This is a genomic window from Anaerococcus provencensis (assembly GCF_000312365.2).
In the GTDB taxonomy this organism is placed as follows: domain Bacteria; phylum Bacillota; class Clostridia; order Tissierellales; family Peptoniphilaceae; genus Anaerococcus; species Anaerococcus provencensis.
On record NZ_HG003686.1, the window covers coordinates 136134 to 160856 of the forward strand.

Below are 24723 nucleotides of genomic sequence, written 5' to 3' on the forward strand. Positions count from 1 at the left end.
AGACCAATGACTACACCCTTGTTTCTATTAAGGGCAGTAGAGCTTGGTCTTTCTGTTTCTGATTTATCCCTACTAACGATAGGGCTTGTTAATGATATGTTTACAGAAAAGAATAATGACGACTATAAATACAAAGAAGTAGCTACCCAAGAGGACTTCGATAGATTCTAAAAGTATAATGTTTTCAACAATTATATTTATTAGGAGGAATCATGGGATTATTCGGAGAAAAGAAAACAGCAGAAGAAAAGCAAAATGAAAAATTACAAGCATTTATGCGAAGATATCAACTAGAAGATCTAGATGAGAAAGATTTAGTAGTTTTACAAAGAATTGCAAGTGATTTAGCAGGAAATTCATTCTTTAAAGCTGGTATGGCTTTGAGTTTTGCAAAAGCAGAAGAACAAGCTAAAGTAACATATCTTTCCGCATTAGTAGAACAAAACTGGATGATAATAAGACAACTTAGCAGATTAAATAAAAATATAGAAGATTTAAAGAAACAATAGAAATTCTAAAAAGGTATTTAAAGCATCTATCAAAATGATAGGTGCTTTTCTTATGCTTTAAATTAAGGAGGTGAGATATTGGCAAATAGAATAAAAGGAATAACTGTTGAGATTGGTGGAGATACTACCAAACTTCAAGACGCACTTAAATCAGTAAATACAGAAATAAAACACACTCAGTCAGAATTACGTGATGTTAATAAACTTCTTAAACTTGACCCAGGAAATACTGAACTTATCTCACAAAAGCATAAGCTATTAGGTCAGACCTTAGAAGAAACAAAAAATAAATTAACTTCTTTGAAAGAAGCACAGAAACAAGCTGAACAGGCTCTTGCAGAAGGTAAAATCTCCCAAGAACAATATGATGCACTTAAACGAGAAATTATTGAAACAGAACAAGCCCTAAAGAATCTAGAAAAGCAGGGAGCAACAACTAATCAGACTCTACAAAATATAGCTGCTACTGGAGAAAAATGGCAAAATACTGGTCAGAACATTGAGAATGTAGGGAAAGATATTATGCCAGTATCTCTTGCAGTTGCAGGGCTTGGAGCAGCAGCTGTAAAGACTGCATCAGATTTTGATTCTGGTATGGCAAAGGTAAAAGCAGTATCTGGTGCAACTGGATCTGACTTTGATGCACTAAGAGAGAAAGCACGTGAAATGGGAGCAAAGACAAAGTTCTCAGCATCTGAAGCAGCTGATGCTATGAACTACATGGCAATGGCTGGTTGGAAAAGCAAGGACATGATTGGTGGTATTGAAGGAATTATGAACCTTGCTGCAGCCAGTGGTGAGGACTTAGCTACTACTTCAGATATTGTCACAGATGCACTTACAGCCTTTGGTCTAAAAGCAGAAGATTCTTCTCACTTCGCTGATGTTCTTGCTGCTGCATCATCTAATGCAAACACCAATGTTTCGTTAATGGGTGAGACCTTTAAATATGCTGCACCTATTGCTGGTGCCCTTGGATATTCAGTTGAAGATACTGCAGTTGCTATAGGTCTAATGGCAAACTCAGGAATAAAGGGTTCACAAGCAGGTACAGCTTTAAGGGCTGGACTAACTAGACTTGCATCACCAACTAAAGAAGTTATTAATGGAATGTCCATGTTAGGCCTATCTATTGAGGACGTACAGGGGCTTTCTCTTGATGAAACTCTAAGAATATTTAGAGAATCCTTTGCTAATTTAGATGGAACTCAACAGGCACAGGCAGCATCAATGATATTTGGTAAAAATGCTATGTCTGGAATGTTGGCAATAATAAATGCCAGTGAGAAAGATTATAACAGTCTAAGTGATGCCATCTATAACGCAGATGGAACAGCAGAAAAAATGGCAACTACTATGCAGGATAACTTAGGTGGTCAATTAAAGATCCTACAATCTGCCTTAGAAGAATTAGCCATATCCTTTGGAGAACTCCTAATGCCAACTGTTAGGAAAGTAGTTGATATAATAACAAAACTGGTAAATGGACTTAATGCACTTCCAGGTCCAGTAAAAGGTGTCATTGCAGGAATAGGTGTTTTTATAGCTGCTCTTGGTCCAGTTCTTATGATTATAGGAAAGCTTGTCTGGTCAATAGGAACTATTATGACCAAAGGACCTCTAATAGTAGGAGGAATAACTAAGATAGTTGGAATCTTTACAGGTACACTTATACCAGCAATCACTGCAGTAGTATCAGCCATTGGTATAGTTCCTATAGCTATTGGAGCAGTAGTAGCTGGTCTTGTTCTTTTATGGAAGAAATGTGATTGGTTTAGAGAAGGGGTCATCTCCATATGGGAAACTATTAAGGAATCAACAGTTGCTATTTGGAATGGTATAAAAGAATTCTTCGTAAATCTTTGGCAAGGAATATCAGAATCCTGGACAAAATCTTGGACAGAGATTACTACATTCTTATCAGAATTCTGGACTGGATTTATTGAAGGAGTTAAAACTACATGGAAAGGTATCAAGGACTTTTTTGCCAATCTATGGAATGGACTTGCTGAAGGATGGAATACTATCTGGACATCTATAACAACTTTTCTAACTGAATCTTGGAATACCTTTATTGAGGGAGCCAAGAGTCTATGGCAAAGTTTAGGAGATTTCTTTACAAGCTTATGGAATGGGATTCAAACTACTTTTACTAATATATGGACAGATATATCAACTAAGACCACAGAAGTATTTACAGAAGTTGCAGAGTTTATCAGGACTACTTGGGAAGGTATAAAGACTTTAATTTCAACTGTTCTTGATTCTATTAAAGTAAAGGCTAAGACTATTTGGAATGGGATAAAAACGTTCTTGACTACAGTAATCACTGCCATAGGAACATTTATATCCACATCTTGGAATAATATAAAAACAGTTATTCAAACAGTTTTAAATACTATTAAATCTATAGTGATGAATGTTTGGAACTCCATCAAGTCGTTCATATCTGGAGTTCTAAATGGAATCAGGTCATTAGTTTCTAATATTTGGAATAGTATCAAATCTACTATTTCATCAACAGTGAATTCTGCAAAATCAGCAGTAACGTCTGCCTTTAATTCTATGAGGTCAGCTATTTCTTCTAGTATGTCCAATATTTTATCTAGTATAAGAAATGGATTTAGTAACGCAGTGAACTTTATTAGAAATCTAGCATCACAAGCCTACACATGGGGAGCCGATATGATTAATGGAATTGCAAGGGGAATTTCAAATTCAATAGGTAATGTAATATCTGCTGTATCTAATGTTGCATCAACCATTAGGTCTTACTTACACTTTTCAGTACCAGATGTTGGTCCACTTACCGACTACGAATCATGGATGCCAGACTTTATGGAAGGCTTATCAAAAGGAATTGAAAAGAGTAGGAGATTAGTTCAATCTTCTATGAAGAATGTAGCAAGCGATATGGTTTTGAATCCAAATATATCAACTGTTAGTATGGGTGGATATGATAAAGAATCCGCTGTAAATGGAATTGATATAGGAAGGCAAATATCTGATGCACTTGCAAATATTAATTTAAAATCAGAAAATGCAGGAGATATAGTCATACCAGTCTATCTTGGAGGAACACTCCTAGATGAAGTTATTGTCAATGCATCTATGCGTAAGAATTTAAGGAGTGGAGGTAGGTGATGAAATATCAAACATATTTAATTATTGAAGGAGTAGACCTACCACTACCAAATTCTTATGATTTGGAGTTTAGAGATATAGAAGCAGATACTGGAGGAGAAACAGAGGCGGGTACTATTCAAAGGGATATTGTTAGAAACAAAGTAACAAGTATTTCTGTAAGTTTTTCTTGTAGTCCTAAACTTGTGAAGACCTTAAGCAATTTTGCTAACAAGTCTAATCTTAAAGTTAAATTCTTAGATACAGAAACATTGGAACTAAAAGAGACACAAATGTATATAGATAAGTTTCAAGTCAAACTAATAAAAGATACTTCTTATAAAGGATTGTGGGAAGTATCTTTTTCATTGGAGGAGTACTAATGTATCCAACAAGCAATGAATATAAAACAGTCATAAAAAAGAATTCTCGTAAATTTTACTGGACGGGAAATATCATCTTAAAAGATGAAACAATCATTTCATTTACCAATAAAGATATTCTTAAAGGGTCTGGATACATTCATCGTTCATGCTCTGGATCTTCTGAACTTGAAATAGGTACAGTTTATGCTGGAGAGTTTGGAATCAGTCTTTTTTCAGATATAGATAGGTATTCTCTAGAAGATTCAAAGCTAGAACTTTTTTATCATCAAGAATTAGAGAATAAAAAGATAGAAACCATACCAATGGGAATTTTTGATGTCACTGAAGCAAATAGGTCTAAGAAAATTTTAGAACTAAAAGGCTATGACTATATGCTTAGATTTGATAAGAATTTCCCAGTAACAGATACCTTTGGTACAGCTTTTGAATTACTTACATTATCATGTGAGAAGTGCAAGGTAGAACTAGGTATGACAGAAGATGAGGTGAAAGCTTTTGTTAATGGTGAAGAAGTTTTGGCAATTTATCAAGACCATGATATAGAAACCTACAGAGATTTTATTCACTATATATCATCAACTCTTGGTGCTTTTGCACAGGTCTCTCGTGATGGTAAATTGGTTTTAAAAAAGTATGCAGAAAGTATATCCACTGAAATTAAAACAAGAGAAAGATTTTCTTCATCAATATCAGATTTCAAGACAAGATATACAGCTATCAACTCAACAAATGCAAAGACTAAAATAGCTGAATACTATTCTTTAGAAAATGACGATGGCCTAACTATGAATCTTGGAATAAATCCACTTATGCAATTAGGACTTCCAGAAAAAAGAAAAAGAATGTGTGAGGTACTTCTTACTGAAATTTGTAAGATTCACCACACACCTTTTGATATGGTAACCATAGGAGACCCAAGTCTTGATGTTGGAGATAGGATAGCTATCTCCTACGCAGAAGAAAAGATTGAAGGGCTTATCACTGACATTGAATACAAGATAAATGGAAAACATAGAATTCTTGGTGTAGGGAAGAACCCATACTTATCTAGGGCTAAAAGCAAGAATGATAAGAATATAGCAGGACTGTTAAATCAGATTGAATCTGAAAAATTAGTTGTTCATTCCTACTCAAATTATTCTGCCTTTAATCTTTCTACCACAGATACACCAATAATTCGTATAGAATTTGCCTCCAATAAAGAAACGGAGGCAATTTTTAATGCATCTATCTTGTTAAATATAATTTGTGATACCGAACAAAAAACTAGAAAGATATCAAGAAAGTTCAAGAAACAAGTAGAGATTTTAAATAATGATGGAAAATCCTATGATCCTCCAAAGTATGAAGAAAAAGAGGAAGTAGAAGAATTAGACTTCATTGAAAATATAGAAATACCAACAAGGTTAGTTATTACGTATGTTTTTAATGATACGAAAATAGAACATCACATTCCAAAAGAAACCTACCTAAGTGGTGACCACATTCTAAATCTTTTCTATCCACTAACTAAACTACAGGAAAAGACTATGAACAATTTCTCGGTATTAATTAGGCTTGAATCAGGTAAGGCTATTATAGGTAAAGACAATGCTCTAGCAGCCATCTCTGGTCAGTCGCTTGGTTCTACAGCATCATGGGATGGAAAGATTAAGATTGATGAATCTTGGAATAAGATAGAACTTAGTCATTCATTCTTGCTTAGGAAACTTAAAGCTGAATACAAAGTAGAAAGACAAGTCCCAAGACCACTAGTAATTAATGAAAAGGTAGGAAGATTTAAATATCAAGGATTGATACTTGGAAAATACAAGGAAGAAATTACTACAGAATTTAAAGATAAGGAGGAAGGAAATGCTTAAGGGTAAATCAGTCATTGAACTAACTAATGTGAGGACAAATAGGAAGGAGATATATGAAGATGAAAACTTAATAACTAATGCAGTTCCAGATTTATTAAGACTGAATCCTATGGGACTTATGTACCCGATAGATGATAGTAAGAAAGTTGAATTTTGGAAGGAGATATTTCCTATAGCTAATAAATGCTATGGGGGAGTTCTTCTTTTTGAAGACAAACTCGAAGAAAATCCAGAAAAGATATTTGCACCATCTGATAATCAGATAATTGGCTATGCATCAAATGACGTGAATCAGACAGATGCTCCTAGAAGAGGTTCTGCTAATTTAACAGAAACAATTCCACTTGAAAACGGATATAAATTTGTATGGGACTTTTCAACTTCTCAAGCTAATGGAAGAATATCATCAATAGCACTTACTCACTACAGAGGTGGTAAATACTTTTATGGAGATACACATGGAAAAGACCCATTTTTATTATTAAATAGCACATCCTTATATAAAAAGCGTGAGGTTTCAGATTGTTATAATGGCTGTATTGAGATAGACTTCAAGTCAAACACAATAGTATCAATATGGCCATTAAATGACAAATCAATTGAATTGGTAAAACTAAAAGAGCCATTAACAAGCATAGGCTTAAATGATCCTATTTATACTAAAGGCTACAAAGCTGAAGAAAGGATTACTATTGATGTATCAGAATTTTTCAGCAAGATAGGCACCTGGTATGAATGTTGTTTTTATGATGGAGAGGATGGATATTGGTATGGATTTGGGACCAATAGAGACAATTTAATAAGAGTAAAAATAAATAAGAATGACTATTCTACTAGTACAGATACTTGGTCACTTAATGGAATAAGGCTTGGAAGTTTAGGAAGTTATAATGAAAAAGATAGAAGTTATTGCCATAGGTATAAATATAGTTGTGTTAAAGATGGATATCTGTATTCGATAAGTCCTTATAGAACAAATAAAGTTTATAAGGTTAATATAAATAATCCAGTAGATATAACAGTTATTTCTTTAGGTAAAGAGGTTAGCTCTTCGAAATATGGAGGAGAATATAATTATCTTTACAAGTGGGGAGACTATATATTAGGTTATGAATTTGTAATTGATAAGAAAGACCAAGTAATTGTAAATAATGTTGATTCATATAATGGTAGTGGAATAGGTAACTTAATGATGGAGACACAGACAATTGGTCCATTTGCAATAGGTTTTGGAGGTTATGAGGAAAGATTCTATAAACTATTATTTCTTCACACTCCCTATCTTGGAACAATTAATAACTTATCTAGTCCAATATTAAAAACGGCAGATAAGACAATGAAAATAACATATACTTTAACAGAGGAGGAGTAAAATGAATAAATTCTTTGAAATACTAAAAGTATGTTTTACAGCTATCGGAGGATGGTTGGGATTTTATCTTGGAAGTGTAGATGCTTTTATTTACACACTTCTTGCTTTTGTAATTGCCGACTATTTGACGGGAGTTTTAAGAGCAGGGGTCGAAAGAAAGCTATCCTCATCCATAGGATTTAAAGGGATAGCTAAAAAGATTATGATTTTTATAGTTGTAGGTATCGCAAACCTATGCGATGTAAATTTAATTAAAGGTGATGGAACCATGATAAGAACAGCCATCATCTTTTTTTATATAGCAAATGAGGGGCTTTCTATACTAGAAAATTCTGTAGCACTAGGCTTGCCAGTACCAGAAAAATTAAAAAGAGTATTAGAACAATTCAAGGAGGAAAAATAAATGAGTAATAGCCCATTAGTACAAGCAACAATTCTCTCCCCAAACCATAGTGGAAGAAGAAATCAAAAGATAACTAAAATAGCAATCCACCACGCTGCTGGAGTTATAAATGGTAGAAATCTTGCTGGAGTATTTGTGCCAAGGTCAAGAAAAGCCTCGGCTAACTACAACTTAGGATCCGATGGAGTCATTGTTTTAGGAGTAGATGAATCTAACAGAGCCTGGACAACCTCATCTTCCTGGTGTGACAATAGAGCAGTCACAATTGAAGTAGGGAACTCTACGAGAGGTCCTCAGTGGTTAGTTTCTGATTATGTTTTAAATAGACTAATTGATTTAGTAACAGACATCTGTAGGAGAAATGGAATCTATCCTTGTACCTATACTGGAGGCAAAGATGGTGTCCTTCAAAAACACGAATGGTATAAAAGTACTAACTGTCCAGGACCATACCTTGGCAGCAAGTTTTCATATATAGCAAGTGAGGTCAATAAAAGACTAAGAAGCGATAAGACTGTTAGTAAAAAAGCAGGCGAACTATATAGAGTTAGAAAATCATGGAGTGATGCTAAAAGCCAAAAAGGTGCATTTAGAAATATAGAAAATGCTAAAAAATGTGCCGATAGATTTGGGTTAAAAGTATTCGATGCAAATGGCAAGATAATTTATCCAGTTGGAAAGACAATCGAAGAGTTAGCAAAAGAAGTTATAAGTGGAAAGTGGGGAAATGGAGAAGAAAGAAAAAGAAGGTTAACTAACGCTGGGTATGATTATAAAGCAGTTCAGAGAAGAGTAAATCAGCTAATTTAATAAAATGATTATGGCTTAATGGATTTTTAAATTAGAAATCCATTAAGCCTTTTTTTATTTTGCCGTCCGATTTTAGTATTTCATATGGCATATATTAAGAGCTGTAATATTACTCATAAACAATTAATTTGTCCTAAGAAATATAGAGGAAAGAAAACTAAGGTTAAAAATAGCCTTAATTTCTTTGCCTGTGATATAGGAGGTGGAGTATGAGAGTAGAAAAGTTTAAAGGTAGAAAAGAAATTTTAAAAACTGAATACACAGAAAGAGATTTAAAAGCAGAGCTTAACTTTTATCTATCGGATAAATTCATCCAAGACCTCTTTCTTTTAGATGAAATTAGCCTTGAAGAATATAGAAAAATTAGGAGAGAAAACATTAAAAGATTTAGACCTATTCTTTCAGAATTATTGCTATAAGACTTGATAAATACTCACTTGTACGGGAATATAGCACTAAGAGAAAGAGAGGTGAGACGATGAAAAAGATAACCAAAATAGAAGCAAATCAAAAAGAGGAATCAATATTAAGAGTCGCTGCCTATGCAAGAGTATCGACAGATGAGGATGCTCAGCTAGTAAGTCTTAAAACGCAAAAAGCACACTATGAAAAGATGATAGCAGAGAACAAGTCATATACTTTTGCAGGTCTATACTTTGATGAAGGAATTACTGGAACAAAGAAAGAATGTAGAGACGGTCTTTTAAAAATGCTAAAAGATTGTGAGAATGGGAAGATAGATTTTATCCTAACCAAATCAATCTCAAGGCTTGCAAGAAACACGACAGATTGTTTGGAAATCGTAAGAAGACTCCTTGACATAAACATTGGAATCTATTTTGAAAAAGAAAACATCGATACCAGGACAATGGAAAGCGAGTTGATGTTATCCATACTTTCATCCCTTGCAGAAAGTGAATCCAGGTCTATTTCAGAAAATAACAAATGGTCCATAAAGAAAAGATTTCAAAGCGGAACGTTTATTATATCAAGCCCACCCTATGGCTATGAGAACATAGACGGAAAGATGGTAGTGAATGAAGAAGAAGGAAAAATAATAAAAGAAATATTTGAACAGTATCTCTCAGGTAAGGGAACTCACAAAATAGCAGATGACTTAAATAAAAGAAAGATTAAAGGACAAAAAGGAGCAAGCTGGCATGGTTCGACTATAAACGGAATCTTAAAAAATGAAAAATATATAGGCGATGTCATCTACCAAAAGACTTATACAGATGAAAATTATAATAGACACAAGAATAAGGGAGAAGAAGACCAGTATAAGATAATAGATAACCATGAAGCCATAATAAGTAGAGAGGACTTTGAGAAAGTACAAGAATTAATAAGGCTTAGAGCTATAGCAAAGGGAAATGGAGAAAACACAAAAAAATACCAAAATAGATATAGCCTATCGGGAAAAATAAAGTGTGGCGAGTGTGGTTCAAGTTTTAAAAGAAGGCATCACTATAATGGCAAAGATAAATATATAGCCTGGACTTGTAGTGAGCACCTAAGAGATATTCATAAGTGTTCCATGAAGTTTATTAAAGACAAGGACATAAAACTAGCCTTTGTAACTTTAATAAACAAGCTTATCTTTGGAAAAGATAGTATCCTTACACCACTCTTAGAATCCTTAAATAGAGTGGATAGCAAGGAAGAAGTCGAGAAGATAAATAAAATAGAAGAAAGCTTACAAAAAATAAAGGAAAGAAAAGAAGTTCTAAACAAACTAATAACTTCAGGCGTTTTAGATGCAAGTATTTATACAAAAGAAAGCAGTGCAATTTCAAGTGAAGAAAGTTATCTACTCAAAGAAAAGGAAAGAAGTAAAAAAGCCATCCTTGGAAATGATGAAGAAATAAGAGAACTTGAAAAGCTAATAGGAATCTTAGATAAAAGCAAAATGTTAGATCACTTTGAAGGTGACTTGTTTGAAGAAATCATTGACCACATTCAAGTTGTCAATAGAGAGACCCTTGATTTTAATTTAAAGTGTGGACTTGTACTAAGAGAGGAAGTGAAAGAAGATGTCTAGACTATGTTATGGCTACACTATAAGAGACGGAAGTTTAGAAGTTGAAGAAAAAGAAGCAGAGAATATAAGAAAAATCTTTAAAAACTATCTTGCTGGCAATGCACTTATAAAGTCGGCAGACCTTGCAGGCTTGAAGAAAAACAGCTCCAGTGTCAAAAGAATATTAACCAATGAAAAATATTTCGGCAATGACATCTATCCCAAGATAATGGATAGAGAAAGCTTTGAAAAGGCAGGTCGAATGCTAAAAGAAAGGGCAGAGGCAATGGGACGAGTTTGGGAAAAGGAAGAAGAGATTATTAAAGTTCCTTGTAAGTTTAGATATAAAGAAGAAGGAGTTTTACCACTAGAACCCTTTGAACGAGCAAGCCACCAGTACAATTTAATCGAGGTGATAGATGATGAATAGCAAGGTCATAGTCATACCAGCGAAAAAGAAAAAAGGAAATTCCATCAAGGAATCAGAAAAGAAGAAACTGAGAGTGGCAGCCTATGCGAGGGTATCAACAGATAGTGATGAGCAAGCAACTTCTTATGACACGCAAGTAGACCATTACACAAATTATATAAAGAGAAATCCAGATTGGGAATTTGCGGGAGTTTTTTCTGATGAAGGAATCAGTGGAACTTACACAAAGAAAAGAGCTGGCTTTAACAAAATGATTGAAGAAGCCATGGAAGGAAATATCGACTATATCATTACAAAGTCCATATCGAGGTTTGCCAGAAATACACTAGACTGCTTAAAGTATATTCGTAAACTAAAAGAAAACAACATCCCAGTCTATTTTGAAAAAGAAAACATCAACACCATGGATGCCAAGGGAGAAGTTCTCCTTACCATTATGGCATCTCTTGCTCAACAGGAAAGTCAGTCTTTATCACAAAATGTAAAGTTAGGCTTTCAATATAGATTTCAACAAGGGCAAGTCCAAGTAAACCATAATAGGTTCTTAGGCTATACAAAAGACGAAGACGGAAAACTTGTCATCGTTCCTGAAGAGGCAAAAATTATAAAAAGGATCTACAGAGAATATTTAGAAGGAGCAAGCCTAAGAGATATAAAAGAAGGGCTTGAAAAAGATAAGATAGTAAATGGAGCAGGAAATAAGAAATGGCATGTGTCAAACCTCAATCAAATATTAACTAATGAGAAATATATGGGGGATGCTCTCTTACAAAAGACTTATACAGTGGATTTTCTAAATAAGAAAAGAGTAAAAAATGATGGAATAGCACCTCAATATTATGTAGAAAATAACCACGAAGCCATTATACCTAAAGAAATCTTCATGCGAGTTGGAGAAGAAATGTACAGACGAGCTAATATGGTAAGTGGCAAAGGGAAAAGAAGAATTTATTCCAGCAAATACGCCCTTTCAAGTATTGTCTATTGCTCTAAATGCGGAGATATTTACAGGAGAATAGCATGGAACAACAGAGGGAAAAAATATACAGTTTGGAGATGTTGTACAAGAGTAACCCATGGGCCAGATGCCTGCCATGCTAGAACTATTAAGGAAGAAGACCTACAAGAAGCAGTCGTAGAAGCCATCAATAAACTTATATCTGAAAGCAATGAATTAAAAGAAATAATAAAAGAGAATATAGAAAAAGCCATCACAGGTGATGGAAGTAGTGGAATAGAAGAAATAGACAAAGAAATGTTGAAAGTGCAAGAAGAACTTTTAAAAGTTGCCAATGCCAAGAAAGACTACACAGACCTTGCAGGCAGAGTGGAAGAATTAAGGAATGAAAAAGAAAAGATACTTCTAGATTTAGCGGAAGAGAAGAATGAACAAAGCAGGCTAAAGGAATTAGAAGAGTTTTTAGATAATCAGGAATTGGAAATAGAAAGCTACGATGAAGACTTGGTAAGGAAACTTGTAGATAAGGTAGTTGTATATGATGAGGAACTAAAGATAGTGCTCAAGTCAGGAGTTGAAGTCAATGTATGTGTATAAATATCTTGACTTTCAAATATAACATGTGCTACAATATAACTAAGTTATATTTGAAGAAAGGAGGGCAAATCGTGGCAAACGGAGATTATGAAGTAACTCATAATAGGATTCTTAATAGCGGTAAGAAAATTTTCAAAGAACAAGGATTTGAAAAGGCAAATTTAAGAGCTATTTGCAAAGAAGCAGGTGTTACTACTGGGGCGTTTTATGGTCATTTTGAGGATAAGGAAGCACTTTTTTCTGAGTTAGTTGAGCCGATTGTAAGCCAAATACGAAAATACTATGCTATGTATGAGGATGAGAGTTTTGAGACATATAAAAAGGAAGTTCCACTTGGGAAAGAAACCATTTATAAAATTTTAGACTCTAAAGCACATGGTGCTGTTAAGATGGTCTTGTATTTTTTTGAAAATAAAGATGCATTTGAGTTATTAGTGTTTGGTTCTTATGGAACAAAATACAGTAATTTTTTAGATGAACTCGTGGAAATAGAAGATAAAAATCACATCAAAATATTAAGCATGATTTATGGTGAAGATGGTGTCGGTAGTGTAATAACCGATATGGGAATTCACTTAATTAACCATGCATATTATTATGCTTTATCTGAAGTTGCTGTTCATTCTAAAAGCAGAGAAGAAGTAGAATTAAATGCCAAACTAATTTCAAAATTCTTTAATGAAGGATGGGGCAAAATACGAGGTTTGTAAAATGGAAAAATTTTTGCATCAAATATAACTTAGTTATATTAAAGATTTAATTTTATATAAATTGGCAACATGCTGTTTTATAAGCAGATAAAAAATATTATATGTATTCAAGGAGGAGAAAAATGAATTTAAAAAGTATTGTAAAAATAGCAGTATTTTCTGTTATTGGTTTTGTATTAACAATGGGATTGGGACTTTTGACAGGATCGTTTGGAATGATTCCGAGTTTGTATTTATCATCGGCACTTCCAACAATAATTGCCGCGCCAGTTTTTGTAATAATGTGTAAACAAGTCGCACAAAGAGGAACAGCATTCTTATATTTCTTATTACTCGGCGTGTTCTATGCTCTTATGGGAATGTGGCCTGTAATAGTAGTTTGTGCAATTGCAGGAATATTAGCAGAGCTTGTGATTGGTAAAAAGGAAAATTACTCAGACAAAACTATGAAAGTAGGTCTTGGTTTTGGTGCTGGTATGTTTATATATTCGCTTCATGCGATGTATTTCACATTCGTATTTGGTGTAGAAGGTCTTACAAAACAATTCCCTAAGATGTTTACAACAGACTATGCAACATTTCTTTATAATTTTTACACCCCTAAAAACATTGCAATTTGCGTAGTGATCGCAATCGTTGCATCAATTATTGGTGCTAATTTTGGAACATATATTTACAACAAATTCTTTAGCAACAGGAAGAAAAAAAGTGTTTTGTAAAGGTGAAAAAAATAATATAAACGAATACCAACTATCAGATAAAATCAACCCGCTTACTATAGTTGGGTTGATTTTACTATTTTCAGTTATTCTAACTGTTGGAGAGCAATCACAATATTTATTTTCCCTTATTTTTGTCTTAGGACTATTATTCTTATTTTCTATAAGAAAGGCATTTAGAACGATATGTTCATTGCTTATAGTATGGGGGCTTATTTATTTGCTGAAACCACACTTAGGAAATGTTTTGGTTGGTTCTATATATACAATGCTACTTATAGTGTTGAAATTTGCTCCACTTTTCATTTTGGGAAAAGTTCTGTCCTCATATAGTTCTTCGCATCTAATGGCTGCATTTAGAAAAATTGGAATTGATGGTGGAATAGGGATAGGAATTACAGTATTCTTTCGTTTTATTCCGGAAATCTCTATTAGGATGAAGGAAATAAACAATGGCATGAAAATTAGAGGATTTAAAGCAAGTATTTTCAAACCAATTAAAACATTTGAATTATATTTTGTTCCTCTTATGTATAAGTGCATAGATATAAGCGATACCTTAACTTGTTCAATCATATCAAAAGGTATTGAATATGATGGACAAAAAACAAGTTTTCATGAGGTGAGATTTACATTTATTGATATAGCAATGATGATCGGAGGAATGATTTTGTTGGGGGCGAGTTTATGGAAAATATTTTAGAGGCAGAAATCAAATCCTTTCATTATGGAGAAGATTTGATTTTGAAAGATTTAAAAATGTCTGTAAAGAAAGGCGAAATTATAGTCTTAACAGGTCTTTCAGGATGCGGAAAAACGACACTTTTAAGACTGCTAAACGGGCTTATTCCGTCATTTTATGACGGTGATTTGGACGGCGAAATTAAGATTTTAGGGAAGGATATAACTACTTATAAAAAGGGAGAGTTAGCTAAATATATTGGCAATGTATTTCAAAATCCTAAGGATCAATTTTTTTGTGATGTAGTTGAAGATGAAATTGCTTTAGTAGGTGAAAATTTGGGATTAGACAGGGACACCCTAAAAGAAAAAGTTGAAAAAGCAATGGACTTGTTAGGAATAAATCATATTAGCAAAAAATCCATTTTTGAATTATCAGGGGGAGAAAGGCAAAAGGTGGCGATAGCAGGAACACTTATTTATGATACAGACATTATCTTTTTCGATGAACCTTCAAGTAGCCTTGATTACGATAGTATAAAACATTTCAGTGAAATACTTATCAGATTGAAGACGATGGGAAAGACAATAATTATAGCGGAACATAGGCTCTATTATTTAAAAGAGATTTTTAGCAGATTGATTTATATAAAAGACGGTACAATATGTGATGTTTTTCCGAATGGTAGTCTTAGTAATGATAAATGTAAGGAACTTGAGTTAAGGACACTTAATGAAAGAGAATTGATATCAGAAAAAGAACCTATTGTGGCTAAAAGCTGTATCAAAGTAAATAAAGCCTGCATTCATCAAGGCAAAAGAACTTTGATAGAAGAATTAACTTTTGAGCTTGGAGAAAGCGAAATAATGGGAGTGATTGGTTCTAATGGTATTGGGAAAAGTACTTTGGCAAAAGCATTATGTGGTTTATCTGAAAAATATTTGGATGTCAGCTATGGACAGAAACAAAGAGAAAGACTTAGAAATTCATATTGCGTGTTACAAGATGTAGATGCTCAGATTTTTTTAGACACAGTAGAAAATGAGTTGATATTTTGTAAAGATAAAAACTCGGAAAATGATTTAGAAAAGATACGAGAATATCTGAAAGATACAAACCTGTGGCATAAAAAAACCAATCATCCGCAGAAACTATCCGGTGGACAAAAACAACGACTGGCAATTATTACTTCATTTTTATCCGGTCGTAAGCTGATAATTTTGGATGAACCAACATCGGGACTTGATTATAAAAGTATGAAAATTATGTCCGATTTAATTACAGAAAAAGCAAAGGAGATTCCAATTATAATAATTACTCATGATTTAGAACTGTTATTTAAAACCTGTCATTCCGTCTTAATGCTCGGTGATAATGGTTATAAAAAAATATCTGTAAAGGGAAATGAAGCGTTAATCATGGATTTTATGGATAAAAAAGGAAATTTATTGAAGGAGGAGAATGATGTTAAATAAGGTTTTTGAGTATGCTGGTTCGCATAAAAAAACAATACATTTAGCGAGTTTTATTATGCTATTAAGTGTCATTATGGGAGTTGTGCCATTTCTATTTGCTTATCAGATTATAAATCCCTTGATTTTAGGACAAAATTTGGAATTCACAAGGTTAGTTATTTTGCTTGCCGGTATTTTGATATGTTTGGTTTTGCAAGCATTATTAGGTGGTTTGGGTCTTAATATGTCCCATAAGGCAGCATATAACACATTATTTGGACTTAGAACATCTCTACAAAAAAAGATGGAGAATCTTCCCTTAGGAGCTATTGAAGAAAAGGGAACAGGTGCTATTAAAAAGATGTTTGTAGATGATATTGGTAGTTTGGAAGTTCTTTTGGCACACTCATTGCCTGAAGGAATTGCCAATTTAATTGTGCCTGTAATGGTATATATTGCAATGTTTTTCGTTGATTGGAGACTGGCACTTATGTCTTTGGCATCCATTCCACTAAGCATTGTCGCTATGATGATTATGTATTCCGCAGGAATGAAAAAAATGGGACCATATTATATGGCGAGTGGAAAAATGAATAATACCATTATTGAATATGTGAATGGTATGGAAGTAGTAAAAGTGTTTAACAAGCAAACGGAATCATATAAAAGATTTTCTAAAGATGTTGGAGATTATAGAGATTATGCACTCGCTTGGTATAAGACTGCATGGCCATGGATGGCATTATACAGTGCCTTACTTCCATGCACGATTATATTAACATTGCCGCTTGGAGGTTACTTTGCTTACATGGGCTATGTTAGTCTTTCTGATTTGATATTGGTATTATGCCTATCTTTGAGTATTGGCTTACCACTCTTAAAGGCTTTGGGATTTTTACCAACGATGCCACAGCTTAATTATAAAATATCTGCATTGGAAGATGCTTTAAATATAGAACCATTAAAACAAGGTGAAAACAAGTTTAAAGGTATAGATCATACTATTTCCTATGACAATGTTACATTTGGTTATCAACTAAGCAAGATGGGAGAGAATGGACAACCTGAAACATACATTAAAAATGTGATTCATAATGTGAGCTTTACAGCAAAAGTTGGAGAAAAGACAGCCATTGTTGGAGAATCAGGCTCAGGTAAAAGCACCTTAGCGAAACTCTTAATTCATTACTATGATGTTTTAGAGGGAAGTATTAGCATTGGAGGACAAAATTTACAGGATATGAGTCTTAAGGCACTGAATAAAGAGATTTCTTATGTGTCTCAAGACCAATATTTATTTAATACTTCACTCTTAGAAAATATTCGTATCGGAAATTTGTCAGCTACCGATGAAGAAGTGATAGAAGCTGCAAAGAAAGCTCAGTGTATGGAATTTTTAGATAAGCTCCCAAATGGTATTTACTCTTTGGCTGGCGAGGCAGGAAAGATGTTATCAGGTGGAGAAAGGCAAAGAATATCATTAGCGAGAGCTATTTTGAAAAATGCTCCGATTGTTGTACTTGATGAGGCAACAGCCTACGCAGATCCGGAAAATGAAGAAAAAATGGAAGCAGCTATTCGTGAACTTGTAAAAGGAAAAACATTGATTGTAATTGCTCATAAACTTCCGGCAATTGTAGATGCAGACCAAATATTGGTAATGAATCATGGTCGTTTAGTTGCAAATGGAAAACATAATGACTTGTTAGAATCATCAGCAGACTACCGTAAATTATGGGATGCGACACTATTTAGTAAAGATTGGAAAATCAGCAGAAAGGAAGGTGAAATGAATGTTTAAACTAATATCAAGAATTTTAAACTTGTCAGGAAAGTATAAAAATAGAATTAAAGGGGCATTTGTTTTTGCCTTTATTGAATCTGTTTTAAGTAAAATGCCTATTTTTATTGCATTTACTGTATTGATAGGATTTTATGAAAAGACAATATCACCTAAAACATTCTTGTATGTAGGAATAGGACTTGGTTTGGTAGTGTTGGTACAGGCATTGGTTCATTTTTTAAGCGATAAATTGCAAAGTGCTGCTGGCTTTCTGATTTTTGCAGATAAAAGGATGGAGCTTGGAAATCACCTTAGAAAACTTCCTATGGGATATTTCACATCAGGAAATTTAGGAAAAATCAATTCTGTTTTAAGTTCAGATATGTCATTCATTGAGGAAGTATCCATGAGTACCATAGCTAATATGATGAGTTATGTGCTTTCAACCGTTGTGCTTACTATATTCATGTTTGTTTTAGATTATAGAATAGGTCTTGTGTCTGTGTGTGTAACTCTAATAGCAACATTACTTGCAAGCAGAATGAATAAAATGTCTTTATCTGAAGCTGTTATCAGGCAAGAGCAAGGAGAGAAGCTAACAGATGCAGTTTTGTCATTTGCAGAAGGAATTAGTGTAATCAAAAGCTATAACCTTTTAGGAGACAATTCAAAGGCTCTTACAGATAGCTTTGCTTCATCAAGAGACACTTCTATAAAGTTTGAAAAGAAGATGACACCTTGGACAAGCGGATTGAACATTATTTATGGTATCGGAATTACTTTTATTTTGGCACTTGCTTTGTATCTTCATTTACAAGGAATGTTGAAACTTCCTTATGTGTTAGGACTGATACTATTTGTATTTGACTTATTCAGTCCATTAAAAACTCTTTATGGAGAAGCAAGCAGGCTAACAGTTATGAATGCTGCTTTAGATCGTATTGAAGAAGTATTAAATGAAACAGAACTACAGGATACAGGTAAAAAACATCTCTTAAAGGCTAAGTTTGGTGAGCCGGAAATTAGTTTTAATCATGTGAAATTTTCTTATGGAGAAAAAGAGGTTTTGCATGATATGAATTTTGAAATGAAAAAGAATACAATGACAGCTTTAGTTGGACAGTCCGGAGGAGGAAAATCTACAGTAGCAAATCTTTTGGCAAGATTTTGGGATGTAGACTCCGGTGAAATTTTGATTAGAGGGGTGAATATAAAGGATGTTTCGCTATCTGAATTGATGTCGGAAATTAGTATGGTTTTCCAGAGAGTGTATTTGTTTCAAGATACGATTTTTAACAATATTGCCATGGGGAAAGAAAATGCGACGAAAGAAGAAGTTATAGAAGCTGCAAAAAAAGCAAGATGCTATGATTTTATTATGGCACTTCCTGATGGATTTGACACAATGATTGGAGAAGGCGGAGCAACTCTATCCGGTGGTGAAAAACAAAGAATTTCTATTGCTCGCTGCATATTAAAAGATGCTCCTATTGTAATTCTTGACGAGGCAACAGCAAGTGTTGATGTGGACAATGAAAGCTATATACAGGAAGCAATCAGTGAATTGGTAAAGAATAAAACATTATTAGTTATCGCCCATAGATTAAATACTATTAGAGATGCCGATAGTATTATTGTAATCAAGGAAGGGAATATTGCAGAACAAGGAACCCATAATGAGCTAATTGCTTTAAATGGGATTTATAAAAATATGGTAGAGCTCCAAGAAAAAAATAAAGGACTAAAAATTATATAAAAATTGGTCTAAGAGAGGAGAAGGCAATGAAACAAGATATGAAAGAACAATTATTAACAAAAAGACCGATAGATTTACTCTTTCAGTTATCTATTCCGGCAGTTATCGGAATGATTGTTATCGGTCTGTATCCGTTAATGGACGGAATATTTGCTGGGAAAATTATAGGACAGACAGCAATGACTGCCTGTGGTGTCGCAATGCCACTTACCTTTTTCAACAGCGGTGTTTCAACTTTACTTGGTGTAGGTTCTGCATCTGTACTTTCAAGAGCAATCGGTAAAGGGGATCAAAAAACTGTAGATAAAATTATGGGTAACCTAATCTATTGGGTGATTTTCTTCTCTGTAATTATTACAGTTGGAGGAATACTTCTTGCTCCGCATTTTTTAGATATGGTCGGTGCAACGGGTGAAATCAAAGCCTATGGTATTAGATACCTTAGAGTAATTTTTATAGGTTCTCTATTTGTAAACTTCACACAGTCCGCAAACATGGTTATGCGTGGCGAAGGACTGATGAAAAAAGCTATGACGATTATGGGACTTGGAGCATTACTGAATATCATTCTTGATCCGATTTTAATGACAGTTATGGGTGAATATGCGATTGAAGGTGCTGCCCTTGCAACCATCACAGCACAATTTGTTCAGGCAGTGGCAACACTACATTATTTCTTGAAAAAGAGTAAAGTTGTTAAAATCCATAAGATAAAGTCTGATGCGGAAATTAAAAAAGAAATGTTTTCTGTCGGTTCATCCGCTATGATGATGCAGCTTTTGTTTATGATTCAACAGACTATGCTCTATAAAATGGCATTTAAGTATGGCGGAGATACCAATGGAATTTTGATGGCGGCATCACTTCGTGTATATGCCTTTTCATTTATTCCTCTTTGGGGAATGAGTCAAGGCTTACAACCTGTTGTTGGAACAAACTTTGGAGCAAAGCAGTATGACAGAGTAAGACAGGCTATGAAGGTCTTTTCTATTGGCGGTTTAGTTCTTGCAGCAATCTTTTGGATTCCGTCTTTATTGCTTTCAAGTCAAATACTATCTTTATTCGGTGTAGAAGCAAACATCATTGCACAGGGTGTTGGAAACTTTAGATTGTTCTATTCCGTATTTATTTTGTATGGAGTAATGGTTATGACTGTTACTTTCTTCCAATCAATCGGAAACGGAAAGAAAGCTGGGATAATCGTAATGCTTAGACAACTGTTTTTGTTTGTTCCTGCCATGATTTTATTGCCAATGATATTTGGAGTAAAAGCTGTTTGGTTTACACAGCCACTTGTTGATTTCATTATGATTGTTGTTGGCGTTTTCATGATGATTGCGGAACTGAATAAAATGGGGAAAGAAAAAGTTCAAGCGTAAAATTTCTTATTAGGTGTTTAGAATTTGAAACATTAGAAGGACTTAATTTATGGAAAATAGTTAGCTATAAAATGGAGGGATAGAAATGGAAAAGTCTATATATTTATTTGAAAGAATAAACCACAATAAAAATAGTCCTTTTTCCTATAAGCTTTATAGCTGTTTGTCTTTCCATATGCTCGTCTAAACAATTAAATATAATTAAAGGAAGAACAAGTTTCTTTCGTTTTATAGGACTTCTTATGTCAAGGTGCAGGAGTCCTCCTTTTTTTGTTTTAAAACGCAGACAAAAAGAAATGGAGGAAGCATATATGCCAAAAAAATATTACCTTTATATCAACGGACAAAAGGTCAAAGTCAGTGAAGATATTTATAAAGTCTACTGGCGAGAAAGAGAACACGAAAAGTATTTGGAGCAGGTGGAAAGAAAAAACCACTTGCTCTTTTTTCATCATTGGATCATGACGGACATTTTGTAGATAATATTGTTGATGAAAGTGTTGATGTAGAAAAGATTGTTGAAACACAGATGATGATTGAAGCAGTCAGAAATACAATTTCAAGACTCAATGCAGAAGAAAGGGGCATCATTGAGCGTTTGTACTTTCAGGATGAAATTCTTTCGAGTATTACAAGAATAAAGAAAGTGAGTTATCAAGCTATACAATGGCGTAAGAATAATATATTGAAAAAACTGAAGTTGTTATTAGAAGATTTTTTAAGATAATCGACTTGTAGATAAGGGCAGATTTTCCATTATAAAGTAAAGGTGATATAGGGCTATTTTTCTTTGCTTATTAATAGTATATTATGCAATGAGAGAAGGAATTTATATCATAGATATATTCCCACATACGAGGCTTTTGAAAAATCTCAAATTTTATCCATACAGACCACTCAAGCCATGTGGAGAGTGTGGCATTGATGTCAAGAAATTAAGATAATAGGCTATAAAACTGTTGAAACAGGTGGCTTTTAGGATTTTAGAAGAAATCTTAAAAGCCATTTTTCTATTTGAAAAATACCTTGTGGGAACATTTCAAGTGTAGATTATTGCAGGGTGTGTAGACACTATGTATATTTTAGGGGGAGTGAACAGGATAGATAATATCAGGCTACTTATCATATAATAAAAATGATATAATAGTAATTAGGTTGAATTAAGGAGGTAATTATAATGAGTCCTTTGGTTGTATATTATTCATATTCAGGAATAACAAGAAGATTAGCAGAAGATATTGCGTTGATTACTGATGGAGATTTGAGAGAGCTGAAGCCACAAAAGCCTTATTCATTCTCATATAATACAGCTGTAAAAGAAGTGAGAGAAGAAATTGAAAAAGGATATTGCCCACCTCTTATTCAAGGGGCGGAAACTATTGAAAATGCAGAGGTGGTTTTTATTGGTTCTCCTAATTGGCTTAAAACTTTTGCCCCACCCGTGCTATCGTTTTTAAGAACGGTTGATTTAAGTGGAAAGACAATTATTCCGTTTTGCACGCATGGCGGAGGTGGTTTTGGGAGAATGATTGAAGATTACAAAAAGGAATGTAAGAATTCAATTATTAAAGATGGAATAGCGTTAAAAGGAGATTACAGTTTTGATGAATTAAAAACATGGTTAGATAGTAATTTATGAATCCCAGTTTATTAAACTGGATTGTCAACACCTATTTGTACAATCTAAAATCGAACGCACCATTATAATTTTAACTAGTTACTAGCTAAGATTTGGTTTCTATATTTAACTGGTGACAAGTAACCTAAGGATCCATGGATTCTTAGGTTGTTGTACCGATAAACATATTCTGATAGTTCTAATTTTAGTTGTTTTAAGTTTTTAAATTCTTTCTGATAAACAAATTCTGTTTTCATCACCTTATTAAATGCTTCAGCTACTGCATTATCATATGGACTTCCCTTTCCACTTAAGGATCTTTCTATGCCAAATATGTCTAGAATTTCATCTATGCTTTTGTTGTCAAATTCTCGTCCTCTATCTGTGTGAAATATTTTTATTTTATTTAATGGGTACTTGATTGAATATATTGCTTCTTTTACTAAATCTGCGCTCTTATTTTTTCCTGCTGCATATCCTATTATTTCTCGATTGTGTAAATCGATTATTGCACAGATGTAGTTCCAACTATTTCCTACTCTTACGTAAGTTAAGTCACTTACACATGCTTGTAAAGATGGCCTATTGTAAAATTGTCTATCTATCTTGTTATTAATCTTTTTGTTGTTACATGTGGTTTTTTCTACCTTGTATTGTTTTACTGTATAGCTTGATACTAAGGCATGTTTTTTCATTATTCTACATATTTTTCTTCTTGATACTGTGATATTTTGTTTTTCTAACTCTACTTTGATTTTTCTTGATCCGTATGAATTTTTACTTTTTCTGAATATTTCTATGATTTTTTCTTCTAAAAGCTCTTCGGTTTTTAGGTTGTCTTTTGATTCTTTTTTGTTTAGATGATAGTATATTAAACTTCTTGGTATACCTAAAAACTTACACATTGCACTAATACTGTATTTATCCCTGTTTGAGATTATGAGCTTTACTTTTTGCCTAGTAGTAGTGCAGCTTGCTTTAAAATATCATTTTCCATTTCAAGCTGTTTTACTTTTTTTCTTAGTTTGATTAATTCCTTTTCTTCTTCTGTTCTATTATCATCAATGTTGAAGGAATTTGAGCTGTTGTATCTATTAACCCAATCTCTTATTGTTGATGGTGCTATGTCGTATTCTTCTCCCAATTTTTTATATGTGTAGTTACCTTGGTTAACGATTTCTACCATCTGTTTCTTGAAGTCTTCTTCGTAGTGTTTAGCCAATTTAAAATCCCCCTATGATTTCTTATTATTTATTGTACCAGATATTCGATTTTAAATTGTACTATTTACTGTATCCTTACCAAACTCAAATAACCAAATAAAAGATACAAGATAGCAATTCACGAAGCAGTAAATCAAGTCGGTTTACTGTTTTTTTATTGCTCAAAATCAAGAAGAAAGGACAAAGAAAATGAAAGACATAGAAGAAAAATTTTAATGGCAAAAGAAGAAATCAAGCAGTTACAAAATAAAAGAAAGAAGCTCATCAGTCAGCAGAAAGAGGAAGCACGAAAAAAGAGAGATAGACGGCTTTATAAAAAAGGAGGAGTATTTGAAAGTATTTTTACCGAAAGCAAAGAATTAACCAAAGACGAATTTTATCAACTAATCTCATTCACAAATATCAAAGAGGTAATAAATTGTAAATGATAAACTAAAAGTGGTCCAAAAATCGATTAATTCTGATCGAAAAATGGTCCACTTGTTTTAGTTTATCCTCCATATGTAAAGTAAACATATGGAGGTATGTGAGGTGATTAAATTAATGGACAAGCATGCAATAATAAGGCTTAAAAATCAAGGATATTCAAATAGAGAAGTATCTAAAATACTTAAGATTAATAGGAATACTGTAGCTAAATATTGGAATAAGTACCAGGAGGATGTTAAGAATTTAGATAATCCTGATTTAGATAGATCATTAGTTCAAGAAGAAATTGCCAAGGCGCCTTCCTACGATTCTTCTAATAGAAAGAAGATCAAATATACAAAAGAAGTAGATGAGTATCTTGATCAGATTTTAGAAAGTGAGAAAAGAAAGTATTCTTCTTGGGTAATCATAAACAAGCTTTAAGCGTTGTTCAGATTCATAAGATGATTGTTGATAAGGGTTTTGATATATCTTATCCTTCAATAGCAGTTTATGTTAGA

At 33.4% G+C, this 24723-nt stretch carries 22 protein-coding genes and 2 pseudogenes; 23 read left to right on the forward strand and 1 reads right to left on the reverse strand.

What is annotated here, in order from left to right:
* Positions 1-6 precede the first annotated feature (6 nt).
* The 21 genes and pseudogenes from BN38_RS11155 to BN38_RS03445 all read left to right on the forward strand — a co-directional run bounded on the left by BN38_RS11155 (position 7) and on the right by BN38_RS03445 (position 22592).
* Complete coding sequence (locus tag BN38_RS11155; protein ID WP_176714517.1) at positions 7-171, forward strand: hypothetical protein; 165 nt, start codon at positions 7-9, stop codon at positions 169-171.
* A 41-nt stretch (positions 172-212) separates the two neighbouring features.
* Positions 213-509 carry a hypothetical protein gene (locus BN38_RS03350; RefSeq protein ID WP_044565580.1) on the forward strand — a complete coding sequence of 99 codons (297 nt, stop codon included), beginning with the start codon at positions 213-215 and terminating at the stop codon, positions 507-509.
* Between the two features lie 78 nt (positions 510-587).
* A complete protein-coding gene (locus tag BN38_RS03355) occupies positions 588-3653 on the forward strand; it encodes a phage tail tape measure protein (RefSeq protein WP_044565582.1) in 3066 nt (1021 codons plus the stop codon).
* Positions 3653-4015 carry a hypothetical protein gene (locus tag BN38_RS03360; RefSeq protein ID WP_044565583.1) on the forward strand — a complete coding sequence of 121 codons (363 nt, stop codon included), beginning with the start codon at positions 3653-3655 and terminating at the stop codon, positions 4013-4015. Before BN38_RS03355 ends, BN38_RS03360 begins: the two co-directional genes overlap by 1 nt.
* Complete coding sequence (locus BN38_RS03365) at positions 4015-5880, forward strand: hypothetical protein (protein ID WP_044565585.1); 1866 nt, start codon at positions 4015-4017, stop codon at positions 5878-5880. Before BN38_RS03360 ends, BN38_RS03365 begins: the two co-directional genes overlap by 1 nt.
* Positions 5873-7252 (forward strand): hypothetical protein, encoded by a 1380-nt coding sequence (locus BN38_RS03370; protein WP_044565587.1) that lies wholly within the window; start codon positions 5873-5875, stop codon positions 7250-7252. The genes BN38_RS03365 and BN38_RS03370 overlap by 8 nt, the downstream gene beginning before the upstream one ends.
* Position 7253: 1 nt before the next feature.
* On the forward strand, positions 7254-7655 hold the full coding sequence (locus tag BN38_RS03375; protein WP_034439180.1) for a phage holin family protein: 402 nt from the start codon (positions 7254-7256) through the stop codon (positions 7653-7655).
* Entirely contained in the window at positions 7656-8465 is an 810-nt protein-coding gene (locus BN38_RS03380) for an N-acetylmuramoyl-L-alanine amidase (protein WP_044565592.1), read from the forward strand.
* Between the two features lie 209 nt (positions 8466-8674).
* Positions 8675-8884, forward strand: a complete 210-nt coding sequence (locus BN38_RS03385) for an SHOCT domain-containing protein (protein WP_019192382.1) — start codon at positions 8675-8677, stop codon at positions 8882-8884.
* 59 nt (positions 8885-8943) lie between these two features.
* Complete coding sequence (locus BN38_RS03390; RefSeq protein ID WP_044565595.1) at positions 8944-10506, forward strand: recombinase family protein; 1563 nt, start codon at positions 8944-8946, stop codon at positions 10504-10506.
* Positions 10499-10915 (forward strand): recombinase family protein, encoded by a 417-nt coding sequence (locus BN38_RS03395; protein ID WP_044565597.1) that lies wholly within the window; start codon positions 10499-10501, stop codon positions 10913-10915. The genes BN38_RS03390 and BN38_RS03395 overlap by 8 nt, the downstream gene beginning before the upstream one ends.
* Positions 10908-12470 carry a recombinase family protein gene (locus BN38_RS03400; protein ID WP_044565598.1) on the forward strand — a complete coding sequence of 521 codons (1563 nt, stop codon included), beginning with the start codon at positions 10908-10910 and terminating at the stop codon, positions 12468-12470. The genes BN38_RS03395 and BN38_RS03400 overlap by 8 nt, the downstream gene beginning before the upstream one ends.
* Before the next feature lie 71 nt (positions 12471-12541).
* Positions 12542-13180: a TetR/AcrR family transcriptional regulator gene (locus BN38_RS03405; RefSeq protein WP_004835143.1), complete on the forward strand. Its 639-nt coding sequence runs from the start codon at positions 12542-12544 to the stop codon at positions 13178-13180.
* Between the two features lie 122 nt (positions 13181-13302).
* On the forward strand, positions 13303-13899 hold the full coding sequence (locus BN38_RS03410; RefSeq protein WP_019125108.1) for an MptD family putative ECF transporter S component: 597 nt from the start codon (positions 13303-13305) through the stop codon (positions 13897-13899).
* Positions 13832-14602 (forward strand): energy-coupling factor transporter transmembrane component T family protein, encoded by a 771-nt coding sequence (locus tag BN38_RS03415; RefSeq protein WP_425484720.1) that lies wholly within the window; start codon positions 13832-13834, stop codon positions 14600-14602. Before BN38_RS03410 ends, BN38_RS03415 begins: the two co-directional genes overlap by 68 nt.
* A complete protein-coding gene (locus BN38_RS03420) occupies positions 14587-16056 on the forward strand; it encodes an ABC transporter ATP-binding protein (RefSeq protein WP_044565602.1) in 1470 nt (489 codons plus the stop codon). The genes BN38_RS03415 and BN38_RS03420 overlap by 16 nt, the downstream gene beginning before the upstream one ends.
* Positions 16046-17836 (forward strand): ABC transporter ATP-binding protein, encoded by a 1791-nt coding sequence (locus tag BN38_RS03425; protein WP_019125105.1) that lies wholly within the window; start codon positions 16046-16048, stop codon positions 17834-17836. The genes BN38_RS03420 and BN38_RS03425 overlap by 11 nt, the downstream gene beginning before the upstream one ends.
* A complete protein-coding gene (locus tag BN38_RS03430; RefSeq protein ID WP_034439153.1) occupies positions 17829-19574 on the forward strand; it encodes an ABC transporter ATP-binding protein in 1746 nt (581 codons plus the stop codon). The genes BN38_RS03425 and BN38_RS03430 overlap by 8 nt, the downstream gene beginning before the upstream one ends.
* A gap of 26 nt (positions 19575-19600) precedes the next feature.
* Positions 19601-20953, forward strand: a complete 1353-nt coding sequence (locus BN38_RS03435) for an MATE family efflux transporter (protein WP_002834842.1) — start codon at positions 19601-19603, stop codon at positions 20951-20953.
* A gap of 311 nt (positions 20954-21264) precedes the next feature.
* A pseudogene (locus BN38_RS03440) lies at positions 21265-21680 on the forward strand (sigma-70 family RNA polymerase sigma factor).
* A 450-nt stretch (positions 21681-22130) separates the two neighbouring features.
* Positions 22131-22592, forward strand: a complete 462-nt coding sequence (locus tag BN38_RS03445) for a flavodoxin (protein ID WP_044565604.1) — start codon at positions 22131-22133, stop codon at positions 22590-22592.
* 74 nt (positions 22593-22666) lie between these two features.
* On the opposite strand, the gene BN38_RS03450 is transcribed toward BN38_RS03445, so the two are convergent.
* A protein-coding gene (locus tag BN38_RS03450; protein WP_230197745.1) for an IS3 family transposase occupies positions 22667-23757 on the reverse strand; the annotation gives its coding sequence in 2 pieces (ribosomal slippage) (positions 22667-23520 and positions 23520-23757; 1092 coding nt in all).
* A 252-nt stretch (positions 23758-24009) separates the two neighbouring features.
* Between BN38_RS03450 and BN38_RS03460 the strand changes: the two are divergent.
* Together BN38_RS03460 and BN38_RS03465 are read left to right on the forward strand one after the other, a co-directional pair.
* Positions 24010-24219 (forward strand): annotated as a pseudogene (locus BN38_RS03460) (DUF3847 domain-containing protein); the annotation flags it as partial.
* A gap of 118 nt (positions 24220-24337) precedes the next feature.
* Positions 24338-24646 (forward strand): terminase gpP N-terminus-related DNA-binding protein, encoded by a 309-nt coding sequence (locus BN38_RS03465; RefSeq protein ID WP_044565608.1) that lies wholly within the window; start codon positions 24338-24340, stop codon positions 24644-24646.
* Positions 24647-24723 lie beyond the last annotated feature (77 nt).